Raw genomic sequence first — 21,654 nt, forward strand, 5'->3', positions numbered from 1 at the left:
GCTTGAGCCCTGCCGAAGCAGGACTCGGACCCGACCTGACTCGAACAGGTTGCCCCTCTCCCTCAATGGGTGCGGTCATCCGAGTGCCAGCACAGGAAATCTGGTGCGATTGCCGACCATTCGGGCCATTGGATGCATGCTAAAGCGGGACTAAAATGAGCCATGCCCGTGACCGGTCGAGCCGTCTCTGCCACGGTGCTGCTCGTCATTGGGGCAGGCCTGGCGCTGCTGGCTGTGGTGGTCCACTACGAATTCATGCGAATTTACGGCGATGTCACCGGTACCGCGTTCGAGGGGCTCACCTGGGGGCTCACGGCCGGCCCCTCCGGACTGGGGCTCGGTCTTGTCGCGGTGGCTGCCATCATGGGCTTCATGGTCTCGACACGACGGTGGATGCGGCTGACGGCCGTTGCCATCCCTGTCCTCATGCTGACCGGGATGTTCGCTGTCACCCCCGCGGCTCTGGGGCAGAAGCTTGAGGAGCAACACAGCTCAAGTCCGCAATGCGTGATCGAGGGCACGGAGGAGCCGATGGCCGGCGCAGATCGTGAGTCCCAACAGGCGTTCGATTCCATTGGTCACATCGGCCATTTCAGGGGTGGCGGCATAAGTGGTGTCGGCGGCTGTACCCGCTGGTTTGTTCTCTCAGGAGACGCCGATGTATTGCAGCACTATCGGGCAGTGCTGCCAGCGGCGGGCTGGGAAGTGGTCGAGGATGACGGGCGCCGCCTGCGGGCCCACCGTGATGGCCTGGCGTTCGAGGCGATGCCCTGCCCTGGAGGTGGTGTTGTTTGGGCCGGAAGGGAGGATGGCCGCGCGTTCGGGCAGGGAATGGTTATGCCGACGGGTTCAGACATATGTGCTGCACACCACTGAAGACGACAGCCAACTGAAGTAGCTCCGCCATGACATTGACGGCCAGCAGGACGACCTGGCCCGAACCTAGCGGACTTCTGAGCGCGCAGCGCTGAAGCGCTGCGCCGGCTGGAAGTAGTCGATGAGGTGGAGACGCGGCACGACAATGGGGACCTCCTCGTCGCCACACCGAACTGGAGTACCACGCAGCTCCAGGAGTGGGTGGCAACAGAAGGAGCAGACATGGGTGCATGGGGATTCCAGGCCTTCGAGAACGACGATGCCCTGGACTGGCTGGAGGAGCTCGAAGCCGGCGGGGCGGAGGTCGTCCGACACGGCCTGAACGCTGTGACCGACGGATACATCGAAGCGCCTGAGGAGTGTTGCTGTCGCGGCTGCCGAGATCACCGCTGCAGCGCAGGGGAACCCGCACGGCGACCTGCCCGAGGACGTGGCAACCTGGGTTACCGCGCACGGGGCCGAGCTGACAGCTGAGGACGTGCAGCTTGTGCTCGTGGCGGTAGAACGGGTTGTGGGCGAGGAATCCGAACTCGCCGAACTGTGGGATGACGCCGACGAGCCGGAATGGAAGGAATCCCTCGATGACCTCTCCGAGAGAGTGCGGGCAGCACTGAACCCTTGAAAAGGAACACTATGGCGGGGAAACATTACCCCGCCAGTATGTCAATGGACAATCTGCGGCGGGCTGCTGCCTACCAGGAACTCTAGATAATGGGACAGCTACTCTCAAGACTTGCAGCGATGCCCTGGGCGGCCATAAATGTCTCACCAGCCCGGTTGATGCCTTTGAAGGACCAGACCAGGTGACCGGTGTCATTGCAGGTAACGCTAGGAACTCGCGGCCACCGGCTGAACCGCGTCGCGGCGATCGTGGTTGGATTCCATCGCGACTTCGACCACGGTGTCGTAAAGCCCGAAACGCCGAAGACCTTGGTGCGACTCGATGCCAGTGTATGAAAGGGATGCCTCCTCATAGCGGCGGAATGCGAAGACGGCTTGATTCATGTGAGTGGAGTTGAAGACTCCGAGCGAGACAAGCAGGTGAAAATCGTCGACGGTTAGGCCAGTGACGGCCTTGAACAACTCCGGCTCCAGTTTGGTGATGACGTCCCGGAGGGTGTTCTCACGGTAGTCGGTGAGGTACATAAATGCTGGGATACGTGTTGCGAACTTGATTAGCTTGTCTTGAATCTGCTTCCTCTTGGATTTGTAGTCCTTTTCCTCGGCACTCAGCTCCCTCTTCTCTGTGGGAGTTAGCGAATCGCCCTGTTTTTTCTTGGTGCTCGTGACCGCCTCGCTCTTGTTGACGACGGTCTCGAAAATCGAACTGCCCAATGCTCGGAAGCCCTCAATGTTCATGACGGCGTCCATGGCCGCCTGGCTGTTCATGATTTTGCGAAGCGTTTCGTAATCGACGTTCACAAGGATGGCAGACTCCCATTTGCGTGCCAACAGAGTGGCCGATGTGCCGGCCATGGCGATGTCGAGGATCCCGCCGGCATCGATTTGGGTCATGTTGGAGCCGTCATAGGCCAATACAGGGAGAAAGCTGACAAGTTCCGCGACCGCGTGTTCAGGGTTAGCGGCCTCTGGAGCCAGTCCGTAACCGTAGTCTGCGATCTGACGTAGGGCTCTAGTGAGGGCGAAGTCGAAGACGAAACACGCTGGCTTTAGGATCATTTCTTCGCTGGGATTGTCGCCGTGGGGGTTCTTTATGGACCAGGGGGACTGCACTCGGAAAGCGGCCTGGAAATAGGTCTCAGGAGAGTTGAGGATGGCCTCGCGGACAGGGGGAAGTGCTGCTAAACCGATGCCGGCACGAGTCCCTGCCACCGTAAGTACCTCGTAGTCGTGCCAAAAGACATTCTGTCGCTCGGCCAGCGGGCAATAACGCTGCAGTAACGGCGACATGGCAGCGTAACCACTGCAACGTCCTTTTTTGCGACGCATGTAGAACGAGGTCTTATCCAATAGCTGGCCCATTGATAAGACCTGCTCTTCGCCGTAACCGCCCAAGAATAGGGAAAGTTGAAGGAATTCTGATGACAAACGTCGAAAGTCAAACGCAGGATACAGTACTCAAGATTTTCAAATTAGCCAACCAGCTCCTGCAAGGCGAAGACGCCCAGTCCGACGGAGACGGTCAGGCCGACTCAATGGCAGGCTGCCGGATCATGGCTTTGCCGCAGCGTTTGTTGGAAAAGGGTGCCGAAGTCGCTTGGCGGGTGAATCCCGTCAACGCCCCATCGTCCGAACTGCCGCGTAGTTACGCCACGCTCGGCATTCAGGAACCGTTGGCGCTTACCGTCACCACGACCAAGTATTGGGGACCGCGGCCTAAACAACTGTCGGTTAGCTTCATGGAGTCCACACCCGCAGACTTGCGTGCGAAGATCGTCAGTCACCTGAATGCCTGGACGAAAACAGTGGGCATCTCGTTCGCGGAAACCTCGGGCACGGGCGACGTCCGTATCTCACGGGGGCCGGGTGGCTACTGGTCCTATTTGGGAACTGACATCAAACTGATACCGCGTAACCGGCCAACCATGAACCTGCAGGGATTCACGATGGCCACACCGGATTCCGAGTACCATAGGGTGATCCGTCACGAAGCCGGCCACACTCTGGGGTTCCCGCATGAGCACATGCGTAAGGCGCTGGTCGACCGTATCGACCCGGTTAAGGCTTACGCCTATTTCCTCAGGACGCAGGGCTGGGACAAAGCCATGGTTGATCGGCAGGTATTGACCCCGCTCGCGGCCAATTCGATTATCGGCACGGAACCCGATCAGGATTCGATCATGTGCTATCAGCTGCCCGGCGAAATCACTTATGACGGCCAACCGATCCGTGGAGGAAAGGATATCAACGCCACAGATTTTTGGTTCGCCAGCTTGATCTACCCCAAGGTTCTGCATTTGCCCTCCGACAACGCGGTAGATGCTGAGAATGACTGGGATCCATCGGAGGACGTAAAGGAAGTTTCATATGAATGAATCGTAATGGACAACAGGGTTGGTTAAGCCACAGACTATACGAAATGAGCCGACTAATCGATATTCAGCCTGGTTTTCAAGATCTGCCCTCCGAATTAGTGGTCGGCTTGGGCGACGTGCTTCGATTCGTTGCCACGGGCGCTCACCTCAGGTCGGGAACGGCTCTGGAACTCGTTGGGATACTAACCGACAGTGTCTTGGGTACTGACGGTCGGGTGATCAGCCCAATGGGTGGGCCTGGGACAGTTCTGTTCCGGGCCTCAGAGCCGGGCCAGGCAGTGGTGGATGTAGTGACAGGAGACCCCTGGCAGGCGCCGACAACCTGGACCGTAAACGTACGTGTGGAGTGAGGCCACAATACATACGGCGGTCAGCGCATTGAATGCGCGGGCCGTCTTGGCTTTGCCCTTTAATATGCGGTCAACCGGCTAAAAACACCAGCGACGGCGGGGGCTGCGCCGTGGAGACACAACCACCTCGGCGCAGTCGATATCCGTTCCAGTGAAGTCGCTCAGGTCCGCGGCTACGAGCGAGGTTCTTAGCTGGGAGGCAAAAAAGAAGAGCTGCTCCTTATCGGCGCAATTACTCATTATGAAAAGAACGCCACCATCTGTAAGCATCGCGGAAGTGCAGCCGCCTTTGAAGGTAGGCCGCGGTCTTTGAGCCAGTCCGCGTCGGCCTTCCCGGACCGGCCCGGAACAAGGTCCAGCAATCTTGCATGCACCACACCTTGGGCGTCGCGGGTGTGGTCCACAATCCCGGTGACCATTCCCGTGCCCGGCGGGCCGGTGTGGGACCACAACATGCTCATCCACGCCCAGCGCGTCCACCCCGGTCAGCCTGCCGCCCGCTGCGATCCGCCGGGCGGCCTCTGCCTTGATGGCGTCCCAGGCAGTGTGCCAGGAGACGCCGAGCTGGTCCGCCAGAGCAGAGACCGAAGTGTCGAAACGCTGCAGGCCGTCGGTCGCCCACGCCACGGCACTGGCAGTGAGTTTTGCCCGGGGTAAACGCCACGGCCTTAACCTGGTCCTTTAGTTTAGGACCGGCCGGATCAGCAGGTGGCTTATGCATGCTCCAAGCGGCTGGCGGCTAGGGCGTGTCACCTAAACTTCTGGTGGCTGTTCGGGATGCTTGATGGTGGCACGCCACTTCGCGGCAGGCTCCCGGGAACCCGGAACCAAGCCCGATGCCTACTTCGACCCGGCCGGGAAAAACCTGCTTAAAGCCCTCCTGCTCGCCGCCTCAATCAATCCTTAAAAACTGCAAGAATTTGGATGCCTTCGTTTTCGAGAGTGCGTTGATGATGCATTTGGCTCTGGAATCCATCCCCCAGAATGGTGAATGGCGACGAGGTCCTATTATTGGAGAACGTGTAGTGGGGAGGGCATCAAGCGATAGCCTCGACGTGTCGGCGGCGGGTCTCTGGCCATGCTGAGAACATAGTTAAAGTCCGTTACTGCGGCGTTACTAGCCGGACTTGGCTCATGTCAGGTGCAGGCGTCTTTATCCTTGGTGTGGGTCGGGGGCCTCCGGGATGTCGTCTGGCCTCGAGGAACCCTTAGATCCCAACCCGACACTCATGACTCATTCACGCTGGACATGGCAGAGTAGGGGAGTCCGCCGGTCTCAGCCTTCCTAGTCCACCCCTTCAGGGCCCTATCCAGCGCTGGTCCTGACCGACAATTCCATCGCATTTACATGGGTTCGTTGTCGGCCGACACGTTTCTCGTTGTGGCAGATCGGGGAAAGGGGGGTGGAACCGATACATTGGGCTATAGGGGTCAAGCATGGAGGCATTAGCGCTGTTTTGCGCTGTTTTGCGGACAATTATTTACCTCGGCCTTCTGGCAAGCTCCCAGCATCTTCGGTCACTTCTTGCTCACCTTTTTGTTCTCGGATCGAAGTGCGCACCTGCTCGAGGTACTTCGTGATGTTCGACCTGCGGACACCTCTTATGCTTTGCAACTCGTTTCGAAGGACCCACGACGCGAGATCTAGTGCTGCCACAAAACGACTCTGGTAATCGTTACCCCCGTACCCCTGCCCCGGGTCGCCGTAGCAAAATTCCTTCAGGTTCGGGAGGCTGAGGAGGATCTCGTCCCAAGCGTCATCGTCAGGAAGGGCCAAGATTGCATTAGGCACTGTCGTCGCCTCCTTTGCTTGGGCCGCGAAGCTCGCCTCATAGGCCTTAGCTCCAGCCGTGAACTTAGCCTCGGAGACTTTTTGCTTATCCGCGATTAGTTTGTAGAGAGTTGTAAACTCTTCGATGAGATCGTTCAAGTATTTTTCCATGCGCTGGATGCACAGGAAAACATCCTTCAACTGGGCGAGGCCGCTTGTCACGTCTAGTGCGCGTTTCACGTTTCGAAGTTGGACAGCAGATTCAATAAGATCACGCATTTCATTGCCATAAGTCTTAGCTGAGCGGTGAGCCTTGACAAGGATGCGGGCTCGTTCCACGCGATCATAGACAGACTTGAGGTCGGCTAGAAGGGCAGTGATAAAACGCAACTGCTCGTCTCGGCGTTCCCGCCCCCGCTCGACTTGATCCAGCAGCAGCTTCACGACCCCACCGAGAAGCGCACCGAAAATGAGGGCAGTCGACGCCGTTTGCAGGATTTCACGTAGCTTCTGCTCTGATGACGCAGCGACAACGAAACCCCCGCCAGCGCCAAGTGCAACGATGAGGGCAGCGACCAACAACGGTCGGGCTGCCGTAAACCGTCGAGACAATGTGCTCATTCGGCTGCCTTCCGGTCTCCCTGGACCGCCCTGAATACGAATCGTTTGCCAGGTTGTGATGGCGACATTGCTCTTGCCATGCGCCTTGTCCATGTGATCATGCGTTAAAAATCCGACCGCCCGTCGACCTAGGTGGTCAGTTCGGGGTTCGCCAGTATTGGCCATATTGCACTACCAGCGTTATTGCGGCGTTATCGCGACCAATTTACAAACCTTCGGTCAGAGCTCCAACGCCGATAATGGACCTTTCGTCAATCTGATCTGCGGGCTGCTTCGGACTAGGCGCGGCTGGTACCGGAGCCTGTGGAGTGGCCGCTTAGCAGTAGCGGTGGCAGACGATGAGGGAAGAGGGTGACTCCTGGTTGACCCGGGGCCCAGCCTTCCTCTGGCAGCTCGAGCTTCGAGTGCCTCAGGGCAGGTCATAGGGCAGTGTCTTGTAGGCGGTGTCTTTGTTCATGTTCCATCCGGCTACGAGGCCTGAGCCGATCATTTGATCGCTGAGGCGGGCGAGGCGGTAGGCGGGGTCGGTGTCGAGTGCGAGTTGGAGGAATTGGTGTGCTTTGCTGCCTCTGCCTTCCCACCAGTTGATGTAGCCGATGGCCGTGAGGACTGGAGCTGCGTGTTCTGCACTGGTGCGGGTGTAGGCGTGGAGGAGCAGTTGTTGTGCCCACTCGATACGTGACCACTTCGGGGCCTGGTCGGTTTGGGCGAACAGAATCTGCTGCATCGGTTCGTCCACTCCTGGGATGTCTGCGATGAGTCGGTCGCGGATGGCCGGGAACTGCAGGTTGGCGACGAGGGCGTGGCAGTTGTCGTCGCTGGGGAAGGTGTTGGAGGCGAGTATACCTGCCCAGAGCTTCCGGCCTTGCTGCAGAGCGTCGTCGGCTCGTTGGGAGGCGATGGTGTCCATGTGGTGTTCGACGGCGGCCGCTTTCGCTGCTTCCTGACTGGTCCTAGGGAGGGTGATGCGGTCGGTGAGTTCGATGAAGCTGCCGCGGTAGATGAATTCGGCGTTGATCGCGCTGGTCTGGGTGGAGTTGACGGGCAGTGCGATGCTGGTGCCCGGATCGCCGTCGTAGGGGGAGAAGGTTTCGTCGCCGACGAAGAGTCCGTCCCGGATGGTGATGCCCTGTTCGGCAAGCACTCCCGTAAGAGCGGCGATAGTGCCGGCATGTGGTTTGGCCTGTCCGGGGCCGGCGGTTTCGCTGGTGTAGACGGCGAAAAGGATAGATGTCGCGGTCGTGTCGCTGGTCAAGTAGTGGGCGACGGTGCGTGCGTAGGGGAGTTCCTGTCCAGGTTGGCGGGGCAGATCGATGCGCAGGGTCGCGCCGATGCTGTTGTCGTTCAGGGTGATGCAGACCAGGCTTTCCTGTGGCCAGAAGCCCAGAGTGTGCCCGATGAAGCTGAGCACATCTGATGGTGTTGTGATCGTGAGCTTTTCCATGATCCCTTTTGGTTCCCTTCACCCTTGATTGCTGAGTCACTGCGTCTTTTGCGGTTGTTGGTTGTGGGCGTCGTTCTGGTAGGGGACCATCCGCTGGGTTCGGGGGCCGGAGTGCAACTTGGGGGACCGGCGCCTGGGCGAAAACTTCATCCGCAGGTAATGCTTCGCTGTTCGTGTGCAGAAGTTTTCGGTTCGGGGTCGGCGCGGTAGCGCCCTGGTTGCGCGGAGGACCCGCCCAGCGATCATGGGACATATCAGAATGACAAGCAGAGGTAATGCTCTCGTCTGTTCATTGAAGTTGGGGAACCATGCGGCATGACTTCGACAGGTGTAGGGGTTCTAACCTGCTCTTGATTGGGTCTATGTAGATGATTCGAGCTTTTGAAGGGTTCCCATTTATGAAGCGCCGACGCATAGAATCTCTCTTACGAGGAGAACTGGCTTTTCGTGCCTAATTTGGGGGCGCGGGTCGAGGTTTCGTTACCGCAACTCGAAGAGTTTTGGGCTGCGCGGATCACGGCATCGAAGCGCGGCGTGAGCGCAAGTGTGGGGTCTGGCCCGTTTCAGGTTACGAAGTCCGCGACAGGCCGGACCACAAGTACAGTGAGGATCATAAAACTGGGATCTCCTGTGTGACCAGCAGCTCGAACCACCCCCGTACTGGGAAGCCCGCTGCGCGGGGGTCCAGTCCCGTTCGCGGCCAGGCCGGGCGACAAATCATCAGCGACGAGACATGGCGGCAGCTCCTGGCCCCCGATGGTACGGCTGCAATATCGAAGTTCCAGCGTAACTTCGTGCGCGCGGCGGTCGCCCGTGTAACGGGCATGCGTCCCAGTCTGCTGCACTTGACCCTGGGACAGGCAGCTAACGTCCTGAACTACGTGGGTGAGAGCCCTGCATAGCTGAGCGCCGGCGGTCGCGGTGTGCCGGGGCTGGAGAAGCCTGGGACAGCTGCTCAGTGGGCCCTGTTTGGACTGCTGTTGCTGATCGTTACAGTGTCCTCGCCTGCAGGGGTTCTGCTGGCTGCGGGAATTGTCGGGTTGGTGTTGCTGATGCGAAAGCGCCGCCGTGACCGTCAGGCGTGGGAGGATGCGACATGGTCAGCCAGTTTTGAACATCCTGTCCCTGGTGCCGGCGTTGAAAAGTTGGCCAATTTCGCTTCGCGTCCCCAGGATTCTTCAGGGGTGGTGGAACTAACTGCGCCGGTCAATCAGCGTGTTTCCCCTGTCAAAGGGTCTTATCCTGGTTCGCTCGGTCGCTCAGAATGGCCGAATCTCGAAGTCGTGGGTGAGCACGCGTACGGCGAGGCGATCAGGGTCGCCCTGCGCGCCCATGGTGCCTTGACCGCTCGAAGGAGCGAGGGTGAAGTTGAAGGTCTTCAAGTGGAACTGGTGGCTGAACCGGATAGCCCCTAAGCCTCAAAAGTTAATTTATGAAGGCCGCAGAACCCTGCGGCTGCGAAGGGCCACCCTTGCGGTGTATCGACGTCCAAAATACTGCCCTGAGAGCTGCGTGCCGCGTGAGCCTCTGCTCGGTGTCAGCGCGAGGACCTTGCCGGGCCTCGAACCGCTTCCTTGTCGCTGCGATCACGTCCTCAGGGATTGTCATTGCTCCTCCCCGTGGCTCAGCGCGGCTGTATCCTGTGTTGTCTCTTGAAGCCTGACCCGGCAAAGCCGAGAAATCTAGACAGGCGCGCACCTTGACAACAGCCCTCTACCACCCGGTTTCGAGCGCATCCTCATCACCCGGTCGTCAGCCGCAAGCATGCAGATTCTGCGTTACGACGCCGTTACCGCTCGGCTGATGAGAAGGCCAGGAAATTTCCGGCCTCGTGGAGCCGGTTCTTGCCATAGCTACCGGTCCACGGTAACGGGGCAGTAACGCAAGGGGAGGTCTACTCACACGAAAGGGAGGCATCATGACAAGGGCAATATCCATCCATGTGGGATCAAATTCGGTTGACCCTCAGCAATACAGCGGCTGGACGAGCGAGCTCAATACCTGCGAATTCGATGCCGAAGACATGCTTGCCCTGGCCGCGGCAAATGGGTTTTCGGCCAGCAAACTGCTCACCAAGGAGGCCACTTCCTTTCAGGAGGTCGCTCGCGGCCTGCTAACCGGGAGGCTGATGTGACCGGCCACCCCCGTGCGGTTGCTGCAGGCAAAGTGACGACGCCATGAGCGCCTTCGTCGATGAGCACATGGTTCGGCTACGGGATTCCACGCAGCTAGCCGAGTTGGTGGATCCGCCCGCCGACGCCTCCCATGCCCGCGTCCGCGCCCTCCTAGACGCGATGTACACCATGGATTTCGCGGCTGTTCGTGGCGTGTCGGACCTCAAGGTGCGACGGACGGAGTGCCAGCGGCCCGTCTTCCTGTCACGGCGCACGACCGGCGCGTGGTTCCAGACGACGCCGGCCTACACCAGAACTGAGCTCGCGCTCGAGCGACATGATCTGCTCACTCCACTTTGGGTGGATCTGTCGGCTGAGATTGATTTGACTTTGCTGCTGGAGATCGACGGCGGCGAGGTGGAAGCTATCGTCATGCGCGAGATCACGGAGGTGACAAGCCTGGAGGACTTCCGCAGCCGGTTCCGGTTTCTCGACCTCGACGCGTTCATGCGACAACACCGCATTACTACAGTCGAGGAGCTTCGCGAGGTCTCCCAGTACCTCCTCGCCGAGATCCATCTGCGCACAGGTGGGCCGTTCGACCCGCATGATCCGGCGAATCTGCACCCGTATGAGCTCAGGCTGGCGATTCTCCTGCGGGACACGGTGGACGTGGCGTCAATCCTGCGCGACGCAAAAATGGCGTGCGCCGCCGTGGGGAGCGCGATCGTCGCCAAGGCCCCGGGTGAGGCGGAGATTCGGACACCGTACGCGCCCGTGGTGCTCCTGCCCGCAGCGGTCGCCAACGGGGGACCCGTGACACGGTCCGCCCTGGAGTTGTTCTTCGCCGCTGAAGGGGTGCTCGCTCTCTTCGTCTGACCCCACCCACCACAGGAAATGGAAAAGCACATGCCCAAGCAGCGTCACACCCCAGCCAAGGGCAACGGCCGCGCACCCTGGCGCATATGGAGCAAGCGACAAGCGCCGGCTAAGGAACAGAACGGGAAATCCGGCGCAGTACAGGGCTCTGGCCCGTGGGGAGAGGCGCCGCCCGCGCCATCCTCTCTCAGCCGTGAGGAACAGAAGCGGCTGCGTCGGAAGCTTGAGGCCAAATTTCACTGAACGAACTCTGGAGCAAGGAGGAGACCACGATGACTGTTCGCTATATCCGGGTGAACCCGGTGGCCGACCTGTTCGCGCCGGTGGTGCGTGCATTCGGCAATATCGCGGTCGTGGGGCAAGTCTCGCCTGCCGCCCCGGCGCCGGGCGCGCCGGCGGTCGCGGTCGCAGCGGGCGCCGGACTCCAGGTCGGTACCTACCGGTACGCGGTGACGCTGGTGACATCCGGAGGAGAGACCGAGACCGGCACCGAGGCGACGGTAACGACCACGGCCGGCAACCAAGCAGTCAACGTCACCGCCATCCCGACCGGGGCCGCCGCGACCAACACGGTGGCGCGTCGGCTCTATCGAACGGCCGCCAACGGCGCCGCGGGCTCGGGACGGCTGCTGGCCACGATCGAGGACAACACCACCACGACGTTCCAAGACACGACCGGCGACGCGCGGCTCGGCGATGAGCCGCCGATCGTTCGGGCGAACACCCCGATCGCCTTCACAGATCCGGGCGAGGCACGCCGGCGCGCGCCCGGCGACCTTGGCAACGCCATCGCGCTGGCATTTGCGCAGACCCCCGGTCCGATGCTGGTCTACGGCGTGCGTACCGCCGCCGGTCCGGACTGGACCGCAGCCATCAACGCGGTCGCGCCGCTGGATGCGCAACTCGTCACGCTCGCGAACACACCGCTCGACGCCACCAGCGGGACCGCGCCCTCTGGTGCCATCCTCCAGCTTGCCAACCACGTCATCAGCGTTTCAAACACCGGTGGCGACGGGAAGGAGCGGATGGGCGTGGCCATGCTGGCCAAGGGGGCCACTAAGACGAATGTCGTAACCGCGGCGCTGGTCAACGAGCGGATGGTCTACATCGCCCACAAGAGCGACCAGGACGCGGCCGCGGCGCTGGCCGGGGTGATCGCCGGATACGAGCCGCACATCTCTCTGCTGCTCAAGCCTGTCAACATCACCAATGACGATTTCACACCGGCGCAGATCGCAGAGATCAACGGCACCGAGACGTTCGCAAGCGGCCCGGCCGGCAATGGCGTCAACTGGCTGGTCGACCCAGTTCTGATTCCCGGTCGCGGGACCTATCTGGGCGAGGGCTACACGGGCAATCCCGGCGGCAAGAAATACATCGACATCGTTCGCACCATCGACGACGTCTCCTTCCGGGTGAAGGCGCAGCTCATCAAGACCATCGGCGCGGTGCGGGTAAGCCGCACTGGACTGCGGGCGCTGGAGGCCCAGATGGAAGCGGTGCTGCAGCCGCTGGTCCAGAGTGAGGTGATCGAAGGCTTCGAGATCACGACGCCGATGAAGGTGCTGCTCGACAAGGACCCGAACACGTTGACGGCGGCGGAGCTGAATCAGATCAACAACGCGCAGAGCCAGCGCGTGGTCGAGGTTCTGATCGCTGTGGACTACGCAGGGGCGATCCATCGACTGTCCATCACGCTCAAGTTTGTGTAGGAGGAGCAACCACCATGGCCGACTGGAACACGCGCCTCGAGGTAAAGCTCGGTGATCGTACGATCACCCCGATCTCGAACTTCACGCCCACCTTCAACGTCCCGCACACCGTGATCCACAGCCTAGAGCAGGACGGCACTGGGTACGTGCGGCAGCCGTTCACCTTCACCTTCACGCTGACCGTACCGGCGATCGCGCAGACTGTCGCCGACCTCACGGAACTGGCGGTCACCGGCACGGAGTTCGCGATCACGGTGGCGGAGAAGCGCGGCACCGACTGGGCCTTCAACGCCATTAAGTTCGCACGGTGCATGGTCACCTCCGCTTCACCCAGCAACATCGTCATCGACGGTGTGCCGCAGGCGAACTTCACCTGCATGGCGCTGACCGCCACCATGGAGGACTGAGCTGTGGCCGCTGAAGAGACTGACCAACCGCAAGTCCGGGCGCCGGCCGTGGACGGCGCCGCGGTCAATTACTACTTCCCAGTAGAGATCGAGGTAGTCGGGGACGCCGACGACACCCTCGTGCACCGGGTCGTGGCTGAGGTCTTCGCCGAATTCGACCGCGAGCTGGCGAGCCGGCAATGAACGGCAACCCACCCGTGCTCGTCGGCTCCGTCCCGCTGTTCCACGTGCAGAGCATGACGATGAACCAGGGTTACAGGATCGAGCGGATTATGGGCAGCCGCTGGTCCCAGGCGACCCAGCCGACCGTGAAGACCATCGCGATCGAGGCTGTCCTGATCGGACCGGAACGCCTGCTCGTCAAGAAGGCGCTCGAGGCGATGGCACTGACCAGCCGGGCGCTGGCCGCGGCCGCCGCGCCGCTGCTTGGTGTGGCCGGTATCCCGGTGGTGTCGGGCATGACGATCAGCCTGGACATGCAGATCACCGACCTGCGGATCACCCACAGCACAACGAAGCGAGAGGCACTCGACGTGTCGCTGAGCCTTCAGCACGTACCACGATCCAACCTCTCGGCCCTCGCCGGCGAGGTGGCGGACATGGCGCTCGCCGTGGGCACGGCGACGTCCGCCGCCGCGCCAGCGCCCAGTCCGGCGCCCCGCATCCCTGGCCCGCCGCTGTAAGCACACCCACCTGGAGACCAGATGACAGAATCAAGATTCCTGCGTCTGCCGGTGAACCCCGACGAGGGTTTTCCGCAGTCGTTCCGGCTGTCTTTCGACGGCCGCAACTACATCGTCGGCCTTCAGGTGACCATCGCCGAGGAGGTCCTGCCGGACGTCGCGGCCCCAGATGGCCTCAGCGCCCTGGTGAGCCTGCCCGGAGACGGCGCCTTCCTGGCCGTGACGGTGGTACAGGAAGGATCGGTTAGCGACGTGACGCTGCTGCGCCGCAAGGTAATCCCCGGCATGGTCTACCGCGCGGGTGAGCTCGCGCTTGTTTTCCGCACGATCCGGATCGCGCTGGGCAACCTGCACGGTTTCGGCCGGTGGGGCTCCGAGGTGGTGGCGGGGGTGGCGTTGTCATGAATCTGGTGTTGTGGCACCGCGTGCGCATCGAGCAGGCGTCCGGCGACGCCAGCGGTCTCATCAAAGCCATCACGTCCTTCGCTGGATTTGGCCTGCCGCTGACGGTCTCCAACGACGTCTTCGCCGGTGGCCTCGTCCTGGACGCCAAGGTGTGCGTCGTAATGGGGGAAGGAGCGACCGCAGACACCTTCCGGGTGACGCTCTACGACCTACCCAGGAACGCGATGGACCACCTCCAGTCGAGCTACTCATCGGACGGACTCAAGGTGACGATCGGCCTCGGCTACTTCGACAACCTGAGCACCCGCTTCGGCTCGCGCCCGGTGATGACCGGTCGCGCCACCAAGATGACGACGGGGATCGGGAGCGGTGGGGTGACCGAAACGGTCATCGAGGGCCAGGAGGAAGCCGGCTACCTGCTGCGCGGCAAGCCGGCCCGGCACGACCAGCCGTCCACACTGCCCCGGCTCAAGCTGGTGCGCGCCCTGCTGCCGGACGGCGTGGACCTGGCACCCGGTTCGACCATCCCCGGGAACGTCGGCAACTTCAGCGTCTGTTCCGGCTCCACCCTGACGGCGCTCCGGCAGCTCGCCGCCGACGCCGGCGTCCCGATCGTAGTCCGAGACGGCTCCGTCCTGCTCGGTGCGGCGGTCGGGCGGGACCGCGCGCCAGTCGCCATCGACCCCGAGCTGAACCTGGTCTCTCGCGGGAACACCCAGAGCGACGACCCGGCGGCCCCAGCGAGCCTCGACAAGGACGCGAAGCCAACCGTGTCCACCGGGCTGGAGGTCACCGTCCTCGGCCACCCCGAGCTGAGGGCCGGGCAGAGCGTGACGGTCTCCGGCCTGGACGCCGTACCCGCCGGCCCGCTTCGGATCAGCCAGGTCTCGCACACGTACGGCACCACCACCGGCTACACGTGCAAGCTTATACTCACCGCCGTCGGCCCGGGCCAGCGCGCTCGGATCTCGGGCGGGGTACAGAGCGTCGTCGACCGGGTCCGAGACGTGGTCGAGCGTGGCCGCACCGACCACCCTTCCATTGACGTCGGCAAGGTGTCGGCCTACCAGTCGGGCAAAGCCGGCAAACATCTGGTCGACCTCGACTACGGCCAGCCTGCGGAACCGGACGTGTCCACCCCGAGCGTCGGGAGCCCGGTCAGCGACGACGTGAAGCTCCATGCCAAGCCGATCGCGTCATCGTTCGCGTTCCACAACGTCGGCCTCGTGACGCCGATCTACCCCGGGATGCGCGCACTCCTCGCGCACAACCGGGGTTCTGTCGACGACGCAGTCGTCGGCGCTTGGCTGTGGTCGCGGAAGCCGGAGCACAAGCCGCCACCGAACGAGCCCGGTGACCACTGGCTCGCCCTGCCGACCGAACTCGATCCCGAGGGCCTTCCCACGGGCAAGGGGGTCAACGACCTAACCGACGCAAAGGGCCACCGGGTCGTGCAGGCGCGTGCCCTGCACGTGCTGGTGGGCGGCACGAAGCTGCCGAACGTCGGCGTCCGGCCGAGCGTGCCGGCCGAGGACACCGTCACGATCGAGCACCAGTCCGGAACCAAGATCGAGATTTCGGCAAAGGGGGAGCTCAGCATCACGACCAGCCAGAAGACGCTGACCCTCACTAACGGGCAGGTGTCGGTCAAGCTCGACGGCGCCAAGGTCCAGGTGTCGTGATGCCGGCCGTGCTGACCACCAACGCAAGGCTCGTCTGTGCACACCAAGGCGAGCTGAAGGTGCAGGCGTCCACGTCCTCGCTCACTGTCGGCGGATCGCCCGTGCTGGTCGAGGCAGACGTGCTGGCCGCGACCGTCTCGGGCTGCACGAACACCAACGCGAACGCCGGGCAGAAGCCGTGCCTGAAGGTGACCTCCATCCTCGCCGGCCAGAGCAGTAAGCTCACCGTGAACGGTCAGTCGGTGATGCTGGAGACTGCCAATGGACTCACCGACGCAGTGCCCCCACAACCGGTGCTCTGGCAGGTCAGCAAGGCAGGCCAGAGCGTGCTGGAGGCATTGTGAGCAGCACCGTGAACGCCCCGTCCCCAGCCACGGACGTCCTGTTCGGCTCCAGCTTCCGTTTGGAGAACGGTGACCTCGTACTGGCCTCGGGCGAGGCCAGTACGGAGCCTCAGCTGGTGAGCGGTCTAGCGAACCTCAAGCAGGCACTCACGTTGCGGCTGCTCACGCCCTTCGGCACCGATCCCGTCAACGCCGGGTACGGGCTGGATGCCCGACGCGCCTTCACCACGGGCCAGACCCGCCGCATGGTCAAAGAGTTGATCCGGTTGGAGGTGGTACGGACCTTGGTCTCCGACCCGCGCGTGTCCGAGGTCGCCGAAGTGCTGTTCGACGACGACCAGCAGTTCCTGGCCCAGCTACAGGCTGCCGGCGAGCCCTCGCCTAACCATCGCAGTCGCCTCTGGCACATTCTGGTGACGGTGGAGACGGTCCAGAACGTCACGACGTCGGTCCTGGTCGATGTGGAGCTCTGAGCGATGACCCAGTTCGGTGTGACCCACGACGGCTTCATCCCCAAGGGCTTCGACGCGATCTTGAGCGACACAAGGCGCCGGGTCCAGCAGATGTGGGCCAGCCTCGGCCTGACGGCCGACCTCAGCTCCACCAGCCCCCTGGGCAAACTGATCGAAGCCGTGGCCCTGGAGGACGCCGAGCTCTGGAAACGGCTGGAGGACTTCTATTACAGCGGGTACGTCTCGACCGCGACCGGTGACAGTCTCGACCTGCTCGGCGACGATGTCGGCCTGCACAGGCGCGAGCTGTTCGCCACCGGCACGGTCACCCTCACGCTCACCGGAGGCCTGCCGGGGCGTACGTACCTCCTGCCGGAGGGCACCGTCTTGCTGGCTCCAACCCTCGGCCAGACCTTTGCGACCACAGTCATGGCCGAGCTCACTGCCGGTGCTCCCGTGCTGCCCGTGGCGGTGCAGGCGCTGACCCGCGGCTCCGCGGGCAATGTACCGGACGGCTCGATCACCGCGATCGACCCGCAGTACCGGGCGATCTACTTGGACGGCTTCGGCCCCGCCGACGTCACCGTGACCAACGAGACTGACCTCTCGGGCGGCGGCGCGCGCGAGGACGACGACACTTACCGTGGCCGGCAGCTCGGGATCGTCCGGACACTGTGGACCGCCGAGGCGGCCCGCCAGGCAGTGCTCGACGTCGACGGCGTCGTCGACGTGCTCCTCTCCGACCCGCTCGGCGGCAACGACATGTCGCAGAGCCTCTTCAACGAGTTCGCCTTCGGTGAGCGGCTGTTCAGCGCGGAGCGACGCATCGGTGAGCCGTACACCTTCGACGTCGTCGTCGCGCGCGAGTTCCGCTGGCCCTGGCGGACGACCGGCAGCACATTGGGCGTCTTTGAACGCGTCCAGAATGTGCTGGACCGGATCCGGCCGCCCGGGGTGCACCCGAACGTCATCGAGGCAGACCACATCGACGTCGGAGTGCGGGCGGTCGTCGTCGTCGAGCGCGGTTCGGACGAGGCGGCACTGGCGAGGGCCATTCGCTCAAGGCTCGCCGGGGCCCTCGGCGACCTGCGGCTGGGCGGCGACGTGCTGTACAGCCAGGTGGTCCGGACCGTCGTCGAGGTCGAAGGCGTGGTCGACGTCCAGCGGCTGCACCTGCGTCGCCACCCGGCAGCGTTCGGCCGAATCACTTTCGGTGAGGTGGTGTTCCACACCACCACGGTGGACGCCGCTGTCGGGCAGAACCTGCTGATGGGTCCCACGGAGTTGCCGGTGTTCCGCGACGACGCCAACTTGCACGACATCGAGCTGGTGATGCCGTGACACTGCCCGCAGCCCTCGAACTCATCTCGGTCGCCCGCGGGGCGGCCGGGAGGATGTCCCGGCGTCTCACAGCCCCTTTCGAAGCCGGCGGTGCTGTGCTGCACCTGGCGCTGACGGACGCCACGCCGGGCTCTGCCGATGTCACCACCTACGACTTTACCGATCACGTCGCCCGCTATGGGCGCGCGCCGATCCCGTCGTACGTGGTGCGGGCGATGCGCGACCTAGATCGTGACGTGCAGGTGACCGTGTTAGTGGCGGACCCGGCGTTGCCCGCCGGCACGGCCGATGCGACCGTGATGCTCCCGGCGGGCACCCTCGCCGGGGAGTCGGTGCTGATGAGCCTCCCGGCTGGTGCCACCGATTCCGCGCGGCTCCGCCGCATCACCGTCGCTCGTCGTACTGGGACGGGGTTCACCACCGTGCCCGGCGCCGTCGCGAGCGACTGGGCACTCAGCGCGCTGCTTGGCAACACCGCGCGCCTGCTCTGGGTGCTCGGTGCCGAACGCGACCTCCTGCGCCGCGAGATCGCCCGGACGGCGGCCCAGCGGCAGCTCGAGACTGCCGTTGGCCTGAGCCTCGACCTGATCGGCGCCGGTGTCGCCGTCCCGCGTTTCCCGCCGCTGGCGTACTCCGTCGACGACGACACCATCGCCCTCTACCACCTCGACGACGCGCCGGGCGCAGCTGGTGGAGCCGAGGACTTCGCGGGTCGCTTCCCGGGCCGCACGCCGCATCACGGCGCGCTCTCCGGGACCGCCACCCTCGGTGCCCGCGGGCGGTACGGCACTGCCGTCGCGTTCTCCGGTACCGGCGCCATCACCGTCGCCTCCAACGCAGCTTTCAACACTCCCGCGACGACTGACCTGACCGCCGAGTGCTTCATCAGACCTGAGACGACCCAGTCCGAGGCACGGGTTCTCGGCCGCCGTGGCGCGGCCGGTGCGGGCTGGCTCATCGAGCTCGGCGAGTTCGGCCGCGGGCTGCCCCGGACCATACGCGCCACGGTCTCCGACGGCACGCTGGAGGTGGTGTTGCATAGCGGTCGATCGCTGCCGACCGATCGGTTCACCCACGTCGCTCTGGTGCTCGAGCGGTCCGAGGCTTCCGCCTCGCTCTGGGTGGACGGCATACGGGCCGACCTGCAGTCGACCGATCAACTCGGCGGGCTCACCGTTACGCAGCCCCTGGTGATCGGCCCGGGCACCGCAGCGGCGCTGCACGCAACGGTGGACGAGGCGCACATCAGCCGGGTGGCGCGCCGAACCTTCGCACCCGCACTCGGTGAGGACGACGAACACTACCGCCGCCGCCTGCGGATCTTCCAGCGCTGGACCTTACCCACTCCAGGCGCCCTCACCGCGGTGCTCAACGACGCGGTCGGCACGGTCAGCGGCATCACGAACCCGCTGGTCGTCGACGACGTCGACACCCCCGCCGACCGCGGTCACCGGGTGATCCGGGTGGTCCCCGCCGCGCTCGCGGTGGGCGAGAGCATCGACGCTGCCGGTCGGCGCGGCGTGGACTCGGAAGAGGAGCTGTACGGCGACGCGGACGACCATGCCATCGATCCGGTGCTGCTGCTCCGGCACGACGAGCCCGACGTCGACTACGGCCCGGCGGACTCCGGCGACCCTCATCTGATGCAGCCGCCGCTGTCGCGGATGGTCGACCGGCTGCGTGTCCTCGTCATCGCCGAGGCAGCGGGTCGCCTGCGGATCTTTAGTGCGTGGACACCGGACGCACCCGACGCGCGCGCGGCAGGCCGGGGCGTCGTACTGCGGCATCCCGCAATCGCGTCGCCCCGGCTCGCGGCGCTCGCACACCGAGCGGGCTTCCTGCTGGTGCGTACGTTGCCGGGCTCGGCCGGTGTGTACGCGTCATGCGCCCCAGGCATGCCGATCGTCGTCGGGGAGCAGGGTGCGGCGAGTACGGACGACGTCGTCACCGTGGACGCCGGTGCGACGGTCACCCTCACGGCCTTGCCCGCGCCGCCCGCATCCGGCGAGGTCCGCTGGTCCGTGACCAACGGCGCGTTGCGGGTGACCGCGTCCCACGGACAAGCAACCGTAGACGGGCTGTCGCCGGGTGAGGCCCTGGTGACCGTCGACGTGGTGTACGGCGAGTTCTCGGCCACGGCGTCGGTTGCCGTCCGCGTACTGCCGGTGACCCTGGCCGACGGGTCATCGATCGCCGCCGATGGCACGCTGGGGGCGGGCGCCGATGTGGCGGGACAGCCGGCCGAGCGGTTCGACCCCGCCCTGCTCTTGAGCTTCACGCACCCCCAGGTCACCCTCGCGTCGGTGAACGCGGGCCGGATGCAGCCCGGAACGGCCGACCGGCTGCGTGCACTGCTCGGGGGGCTCACGGGCACGCTCACCCTGACGTCGGCGTTCGTCCCGGAGCTCGCCGGTCCGCCGACGCTTGCCGGACAGGGGCGCTCGCTCACCATGAGGCACTCGTCGGTGCCTGCGAGCCGGCTGGCGGCGCTGGCGCACGCAGCCGGGTTCAGCTGGGTCTCGGTCCAGGGGGTCGACGTCAAGGTGCTGCACCGTGGCGAGGACCTGGTCGTCGTGAGCGGGCCGGACATGGTCGAGGAAGGCAAGAGCATCACGCTTAAGGTGGTTCCCGAGCCCGGCGCGGTCTCGGCGACCACTCGCTTGCACTGGTCCACCGGGTCCCTGAGCCCGACGTCCGGGATGGCAGACGTTACCAGCCCGGCCCTGCCGGAATTGCTCCTGACGGGCCGCCTGGCCGGCCGCGTATGGGTGCAAGCCGCGTTCCGCGATGCGGGCGCGACCGGGCCATACGCCATGCGGGTTCGGCTCAGCAGTGCGGTGCCCGCCGGGGCGACGATTACTCGCGACCAGTACGACCTGATCATGAACGTCGTCCACGCGCTGCATCCGCTTGGCGTCGAGGTGCTGACCCGCGACATCCGTTCTGCCGTGGTGGAGCTGGCCGGCCAGTCCTCGCTGGACCCCGCCTACACGTACCCCAAGTTCCGGGTACACCGCTCCACCGCGCAACTACGTAAGGAACAACTGCGAAAGGACCTCAAGGATGTCTGACATCTCGTTCACCCCGACGTTCCACCACTCCGACTACGTGGACAACCGGGACCGGGTGCAGGCCGGTGGACCGAACGGGTTCAACGCCCGGTTTCGGGCCCTAGCGATCGACCTCGGCAAGCTGTCGGACGTCCTCACAGAAGTCGGCGATGCGCTCCAGCAGCGTCCTTCGGCCGAGCCGCTGGTCGACCAGACGGTCACCATTCCGGCGTTCAATGCCGGGCCCCCGCAGACCGGAGGTTCGTTCGACGTAATGCTCGGGGGCCTGCTGCCTGTAACCAGTCATGCCTTCCACTTCGTGAGCGTGCGACCAGGTGCGGCGTTCCTGAACGCGCAGGTGACCTGGGAGGAAATCGCGTTTGCGGCGGACACGGGGGCTGCCCCGATGATCGCTCGCCTCCTTCGCCTCCGGCATCAGAGGCCCATCGCCATTACCGTCTCGGTCCGCGTGCTGCGCCTCGAGATGGACGCCTGACCAATCCGTTTCACTACAAGAAAGAACATGC

At 63.8% G+C, this 21,654-nt stretch carries 23 protein-coding genes and 1 pseudogene; 20 read left to right on the plus strand and 4 right to left on the minus strand.

The window, feature by feature from the left end; all coding sequences use genetic code 11:
- Window positions 1-162: 162 nt before the first annotated feature.
- On the plus strand, window positions 163-876 hold the full coding sequence (locus tag ACIP9X_RS19270; RefSeq protein ID WP_400481367.1) for a hypothetical protein: 714 nt from the start codon (window positions 163-165) through the stop codon (window positions 874-876).
- Between the two features lie 66 nt (window positions 877-942).
- Here the strand turns inward: ACIP9X_RS19270 and ACIP9X_RS19275 are convergent, their stop codons facing one another.
- Window positions 943-1,191 (minus strand): hypothetical protein, encoded by a 249-nt coding sequence (locus tag ACIP9X_RS19275; RefSeq protein WP_400481400.1) that lies wholly within the window; start codon window positions 1,189-1,191, stop codon window positions 943-945.
- On the opposite strand from ACIP9X_RS19275, the gene ACIP9X_RS19280 reads away from it, so the two are divergent.
- Together ACIP9X_RS19280 and ACIP9X_RS19285 are read left to right on the plus strand one after the other, a co-directional pair.
- Window positions 1,099-1,350 carry a DUF4259 domain-containing protein gene (locus tag ACIP9X_RS19280; RefSeq protein ID WP_400481368.1) on the plus strand — a complete coding sequence of 84 codons (252 nt, stop codon included), beginning with the start codon at window positions 1,099-1,101 and terminating at the stop codon, window positions 1,348-1,350. The two genes, ACIP9X_RS19275 and ACIP9X_RS19280, sit on opposite strands and share 93 nt — an antisense overlap.
- Window positions 1,250-1,498 (plus strand): annotated as a pseudogene (locus ACIP9X_RS19285) (DUF4259 domain-containing protein); the annotation flags it as partial. The gene ACIP9X_RS19280 and the pseudogene ACIP9X_RS19285, both read left to right, overlap by 101 nt.
- A gap of 206 nt (window positions 1,499-1,704) precedes the next feature.
- Here ACIP9X_RS19285 and ACIP9X_RS19290 read toward each other — a convergent pair.
- Window positions 1,705-2,859: a hypothetical protein gene (locus ACIP9X_RS19290; protein ID WP_400481369.1), complete on the minus strand. Its 1,155-nt coding sequence runs from the start codon at window positions 2,857-2,859 to the stop codon at window positions 1,705-1,707.
- Window positions 2,860-2,918: 59 nt separating this feature from the next.
- Between ACIP9X_RS19290 and ACIP9X_RS19295 the strand changes: the two genes are divergently transcribed.
- Both ACIP9X_RS19295 and ACIP9X_RS19300 read left to right on the plus strand, forming a co-directional pair.
- Window positions 2,919-3,872, plus strand: coding sequence for a M12 family metallopeptidase (locus tag ACIP9X_RS19295; protein WP_400481370.1), 954 nt, complete (start codon window positions 2,919-2,921; stop codon window positions 3,870-3,872).
- Between the two features lie 1,134 nt (window positions 3,873-5,006).
- Complete coding sequence (locus tag ACIP9X_RS19300) at window positions 5,007-5,129, plus strand: hypothetical protein (protein ID WP_400481371.1); 123 nt, start codon at window positions 5,007-5,009, stop codon at window positions 5,127-5,129.
- Window positions 5,130-5,699: 570 nt separating this feature from the next.
- Here ACIP9X_RS19300 and ACIP9X_RS19305 read toward each other — a convergent pair.
- A complete protein-coding gene (locus tag ACIP9X_RS19305) occupies window positions 5,700-6,707 on the minus strand; it encodes a hypothetical protein (RefSeq protein ID WP_400481372.1) in 1,008 nt (335 codons plus the stop codon).
- Window positions 6,708-7,023: 316 nt separating this feature from the next.
- A complete protein-coding gene (locus tag ACIP9X_RS19310; RefSeq protein WP_400481373.1) occupies window positions 7,024-8,058 on the minus strand; it encodes a DUF4192 domain-containing protein in 1,035 nt (344 codons plus the stop codon).
- A gap of 447 nt (window positions 8,059-8,505) precedes the next feature.
- Here ACIP9X_RS19310 and ACIP9X_RS19315 point away from each other — a divergent pair, with 447 nt between their 5' ends.
- The 15 genes from ACIP9X_RS19315 to ACIP9X_RS19385 all read left to right on the plus strand — a co-directional run bounded on the left by ACIP9X_RS19315 (window position 8,506) and on the right by ACIP9X_RS19385 (window position 21,623).
- A complete protein-coding gene (locus ACIP9X_RS19315) occupies window positions 8,506-8,694 on the plus strand; it encodes a DUF4236 domain-containing protein (RefSeq protein WP_400481374.1) in 189 nt (62 codons plus the stop codon).
- A gap of 344 nt (window positions 8,695-9,038) precedes the next feature.
- Entirely contained in the window at window positions 9,039-9,473 is a 435-nt protein-coding gene (locus ACIP9X_RS19320; protein ID WP_400481375.1) for a hypothetical protein, read from the plus strand.
- Window positions 9,474-9,976: 503 nt separating this feature from the next.
- Window positions 9,977-10,192: a hypothetical protein gene (locus ACIP9X_RS19325; protein ID WP_400481376.1), complete on the plus strand. Its 216-nt coding sequence runs from the start codon at window positions 9,977-9,979 to the stop codon at window positions 10,190-10,192.
- A 43-nt stretch (window positions 10,193-10,235) separates the two neighbouring features.
- On the plus strand, window positions 10,236-11,051 hold the full coding sequence (locus tag ACIP9X_RS19330; protein WP_400481377.1) for a hypothetical protein: 816 nt from the start codon (window positions 10,236-10,238) through the stop codon (window positions 11,049-11,051).
- Window positions 11,052-11,323: 272 nt separating this feature from the next.
- Window positions 11,324-12,763, plus strand: a complete 1,440-nt coding sequence (locus tag ACIP9X_RS19335; RefSeq protein WP_400481378.1) for a hypothetical protein — start codon at window positions 11,324-11,326, stop codon at window positions 12,761-12,763.
- Window positions 12,764-12,777: 14 nt separating this feature from the next.
- Window positions 12,778-13,170 carry a hypothetical protein gene (locus ACIP9X_RS19340; RefSeq protein ID WP_400481379.1) on the plus strand — a complete coding sequence of 131 codons (393 nt, stop codon included), beginning with the start codon at window positions 12,778-12,780 and terminating at the stop codon, window positions 13,168-13,170.
- A gap of 3 nt (window positions 13,171-13,173) precedes the next feature.
- Window positions 13,174-13,353: a hypothetical protein gene (locus ACIP9X_RS19345; RefSeq protein ID WP_400481380.1), complete on the plus strand. Its 180-nt coding sequence runs from the start codon at window positions 13,174-13,176 to the stop codon at window positions 13,351-13,353.
- Complete coding sequence (locus tag ACIP9X_RS19350) at window positions 13,350-13,853, plus strand: hypothetical protein (RefSeq protein WP_400481381.1); 504 nt, start codon at window positions 13,350-13,352, stop codon at window positions 13,851-13,853. Before ACIP9X_RS19345 ends, ACIP9X_RS19350 begins: the two co-directional genes overlap by 4 nt.
- Window positions 13,854-13,874: 21 nt before the next feature.
- The gene (locus ACIP9X_RS19355) at window positions 13,875-14,258 is read left to right on the plus strand and encodes a hypothetical protein (protein ID WP_400481382.1); all 384 of its coding nucleotides are present in this window, start codon (window positions 13,875-13,877) and stop codon (window positions 14,256-14,258) included.
- On the plus strand, window positions 14,255-15,940 hold the full coding sequence (locus ACIP9X_RS19360) for a hypothetical protein (RefSeq protein ID WP_400481383.1): 1,686 nt from the start codon (window positions 14,255-14,257) through the stop codon (window positions 15,938-15,940). The genes ACIP9X_RS19355 and ACIP9X_RS19360 overlap by 4 nt, the downstream gene beginning before the upstream one ends.
- Window positions 15,940-16,284 (plus strand): hypothetical protein, encoded by a 345-nt coding sequence (locus ACIP9X_RS19365; RefSeq protein WP_400481384.1) that lies wholly within the window; start codon window positions 15,940-15,942, stop codon window positions 16,282-16,284. Before ACIP9X_RS19360 ends, ACIP9X_RS19365 begins: the two co-directional genes overlap by 1 nt.
- The gene (locus ACIP9X_RS19370; protein ID WP_400481385.1) at window positions 16,281-16,757 is read left to right on the plus strand and encodes a hypothetical protein; all 477 of its coding nucleotides are present in this window, start codon (window positions 16,281-16,283) and stop codon (window positions 16,755-16,757) included. Before ACIP9X_RS19365 ends, ACIP9X_RS19370 begins: the two co-directional genes overlap by 4 nt.
- Before the next feature lie 3 nt (window positions 16,758-16,760).
- Window positions 16,761-18,077, plus strand: coding sequence for a baseplate J/gp47 family protein (locus ACIP9X_RS19375; RefSeq protein WP_400481386.1), 1,317 nt, complete (start codon window positions 16,761-16,763; stop codon window positions 18,075-18,077).
- Window positions 18,074-21,148, plus strand: coding sequence for a LamG-like jellyroll fold domain-containing protein (locus ACIP9X_RS19380; RefSeq protein ID WP_400481387.1), 3,075 nt, complete (start codon window positions 18,074-18,076; stop codon window positions 21,146-21,148). Before ACIP9X_RS19375 ends, ACIP9X_RS19380 begins: the two co-directional genes overlap by 4 nt.
- Entirely contained in the window at window positions 21,141-21,623 is a 483-nt protein-coding gene (locus tag ACIP9X_RS19385; RefSeq protein WP_400481388.1) for a hypothetical protein, read from the plus strand. The genes ACIP9X_RS19380 and ACIP9X_RS19385 overlap by 8 nt, the downstream gene beginning before the upstream one ends.
- Window positions 21,624-21,654: the final 31 nt, after the last annotated feature.

It is taken from the genome of Arthrobacter sp. NPDC093125 (genome assembly GCF_044754225.1).
Taxonomy (GTDB): Bacteria; Actinomycetota; Actinomycetes; order Actinomycetales; family Micrococcaceae; genus Arthrobacter.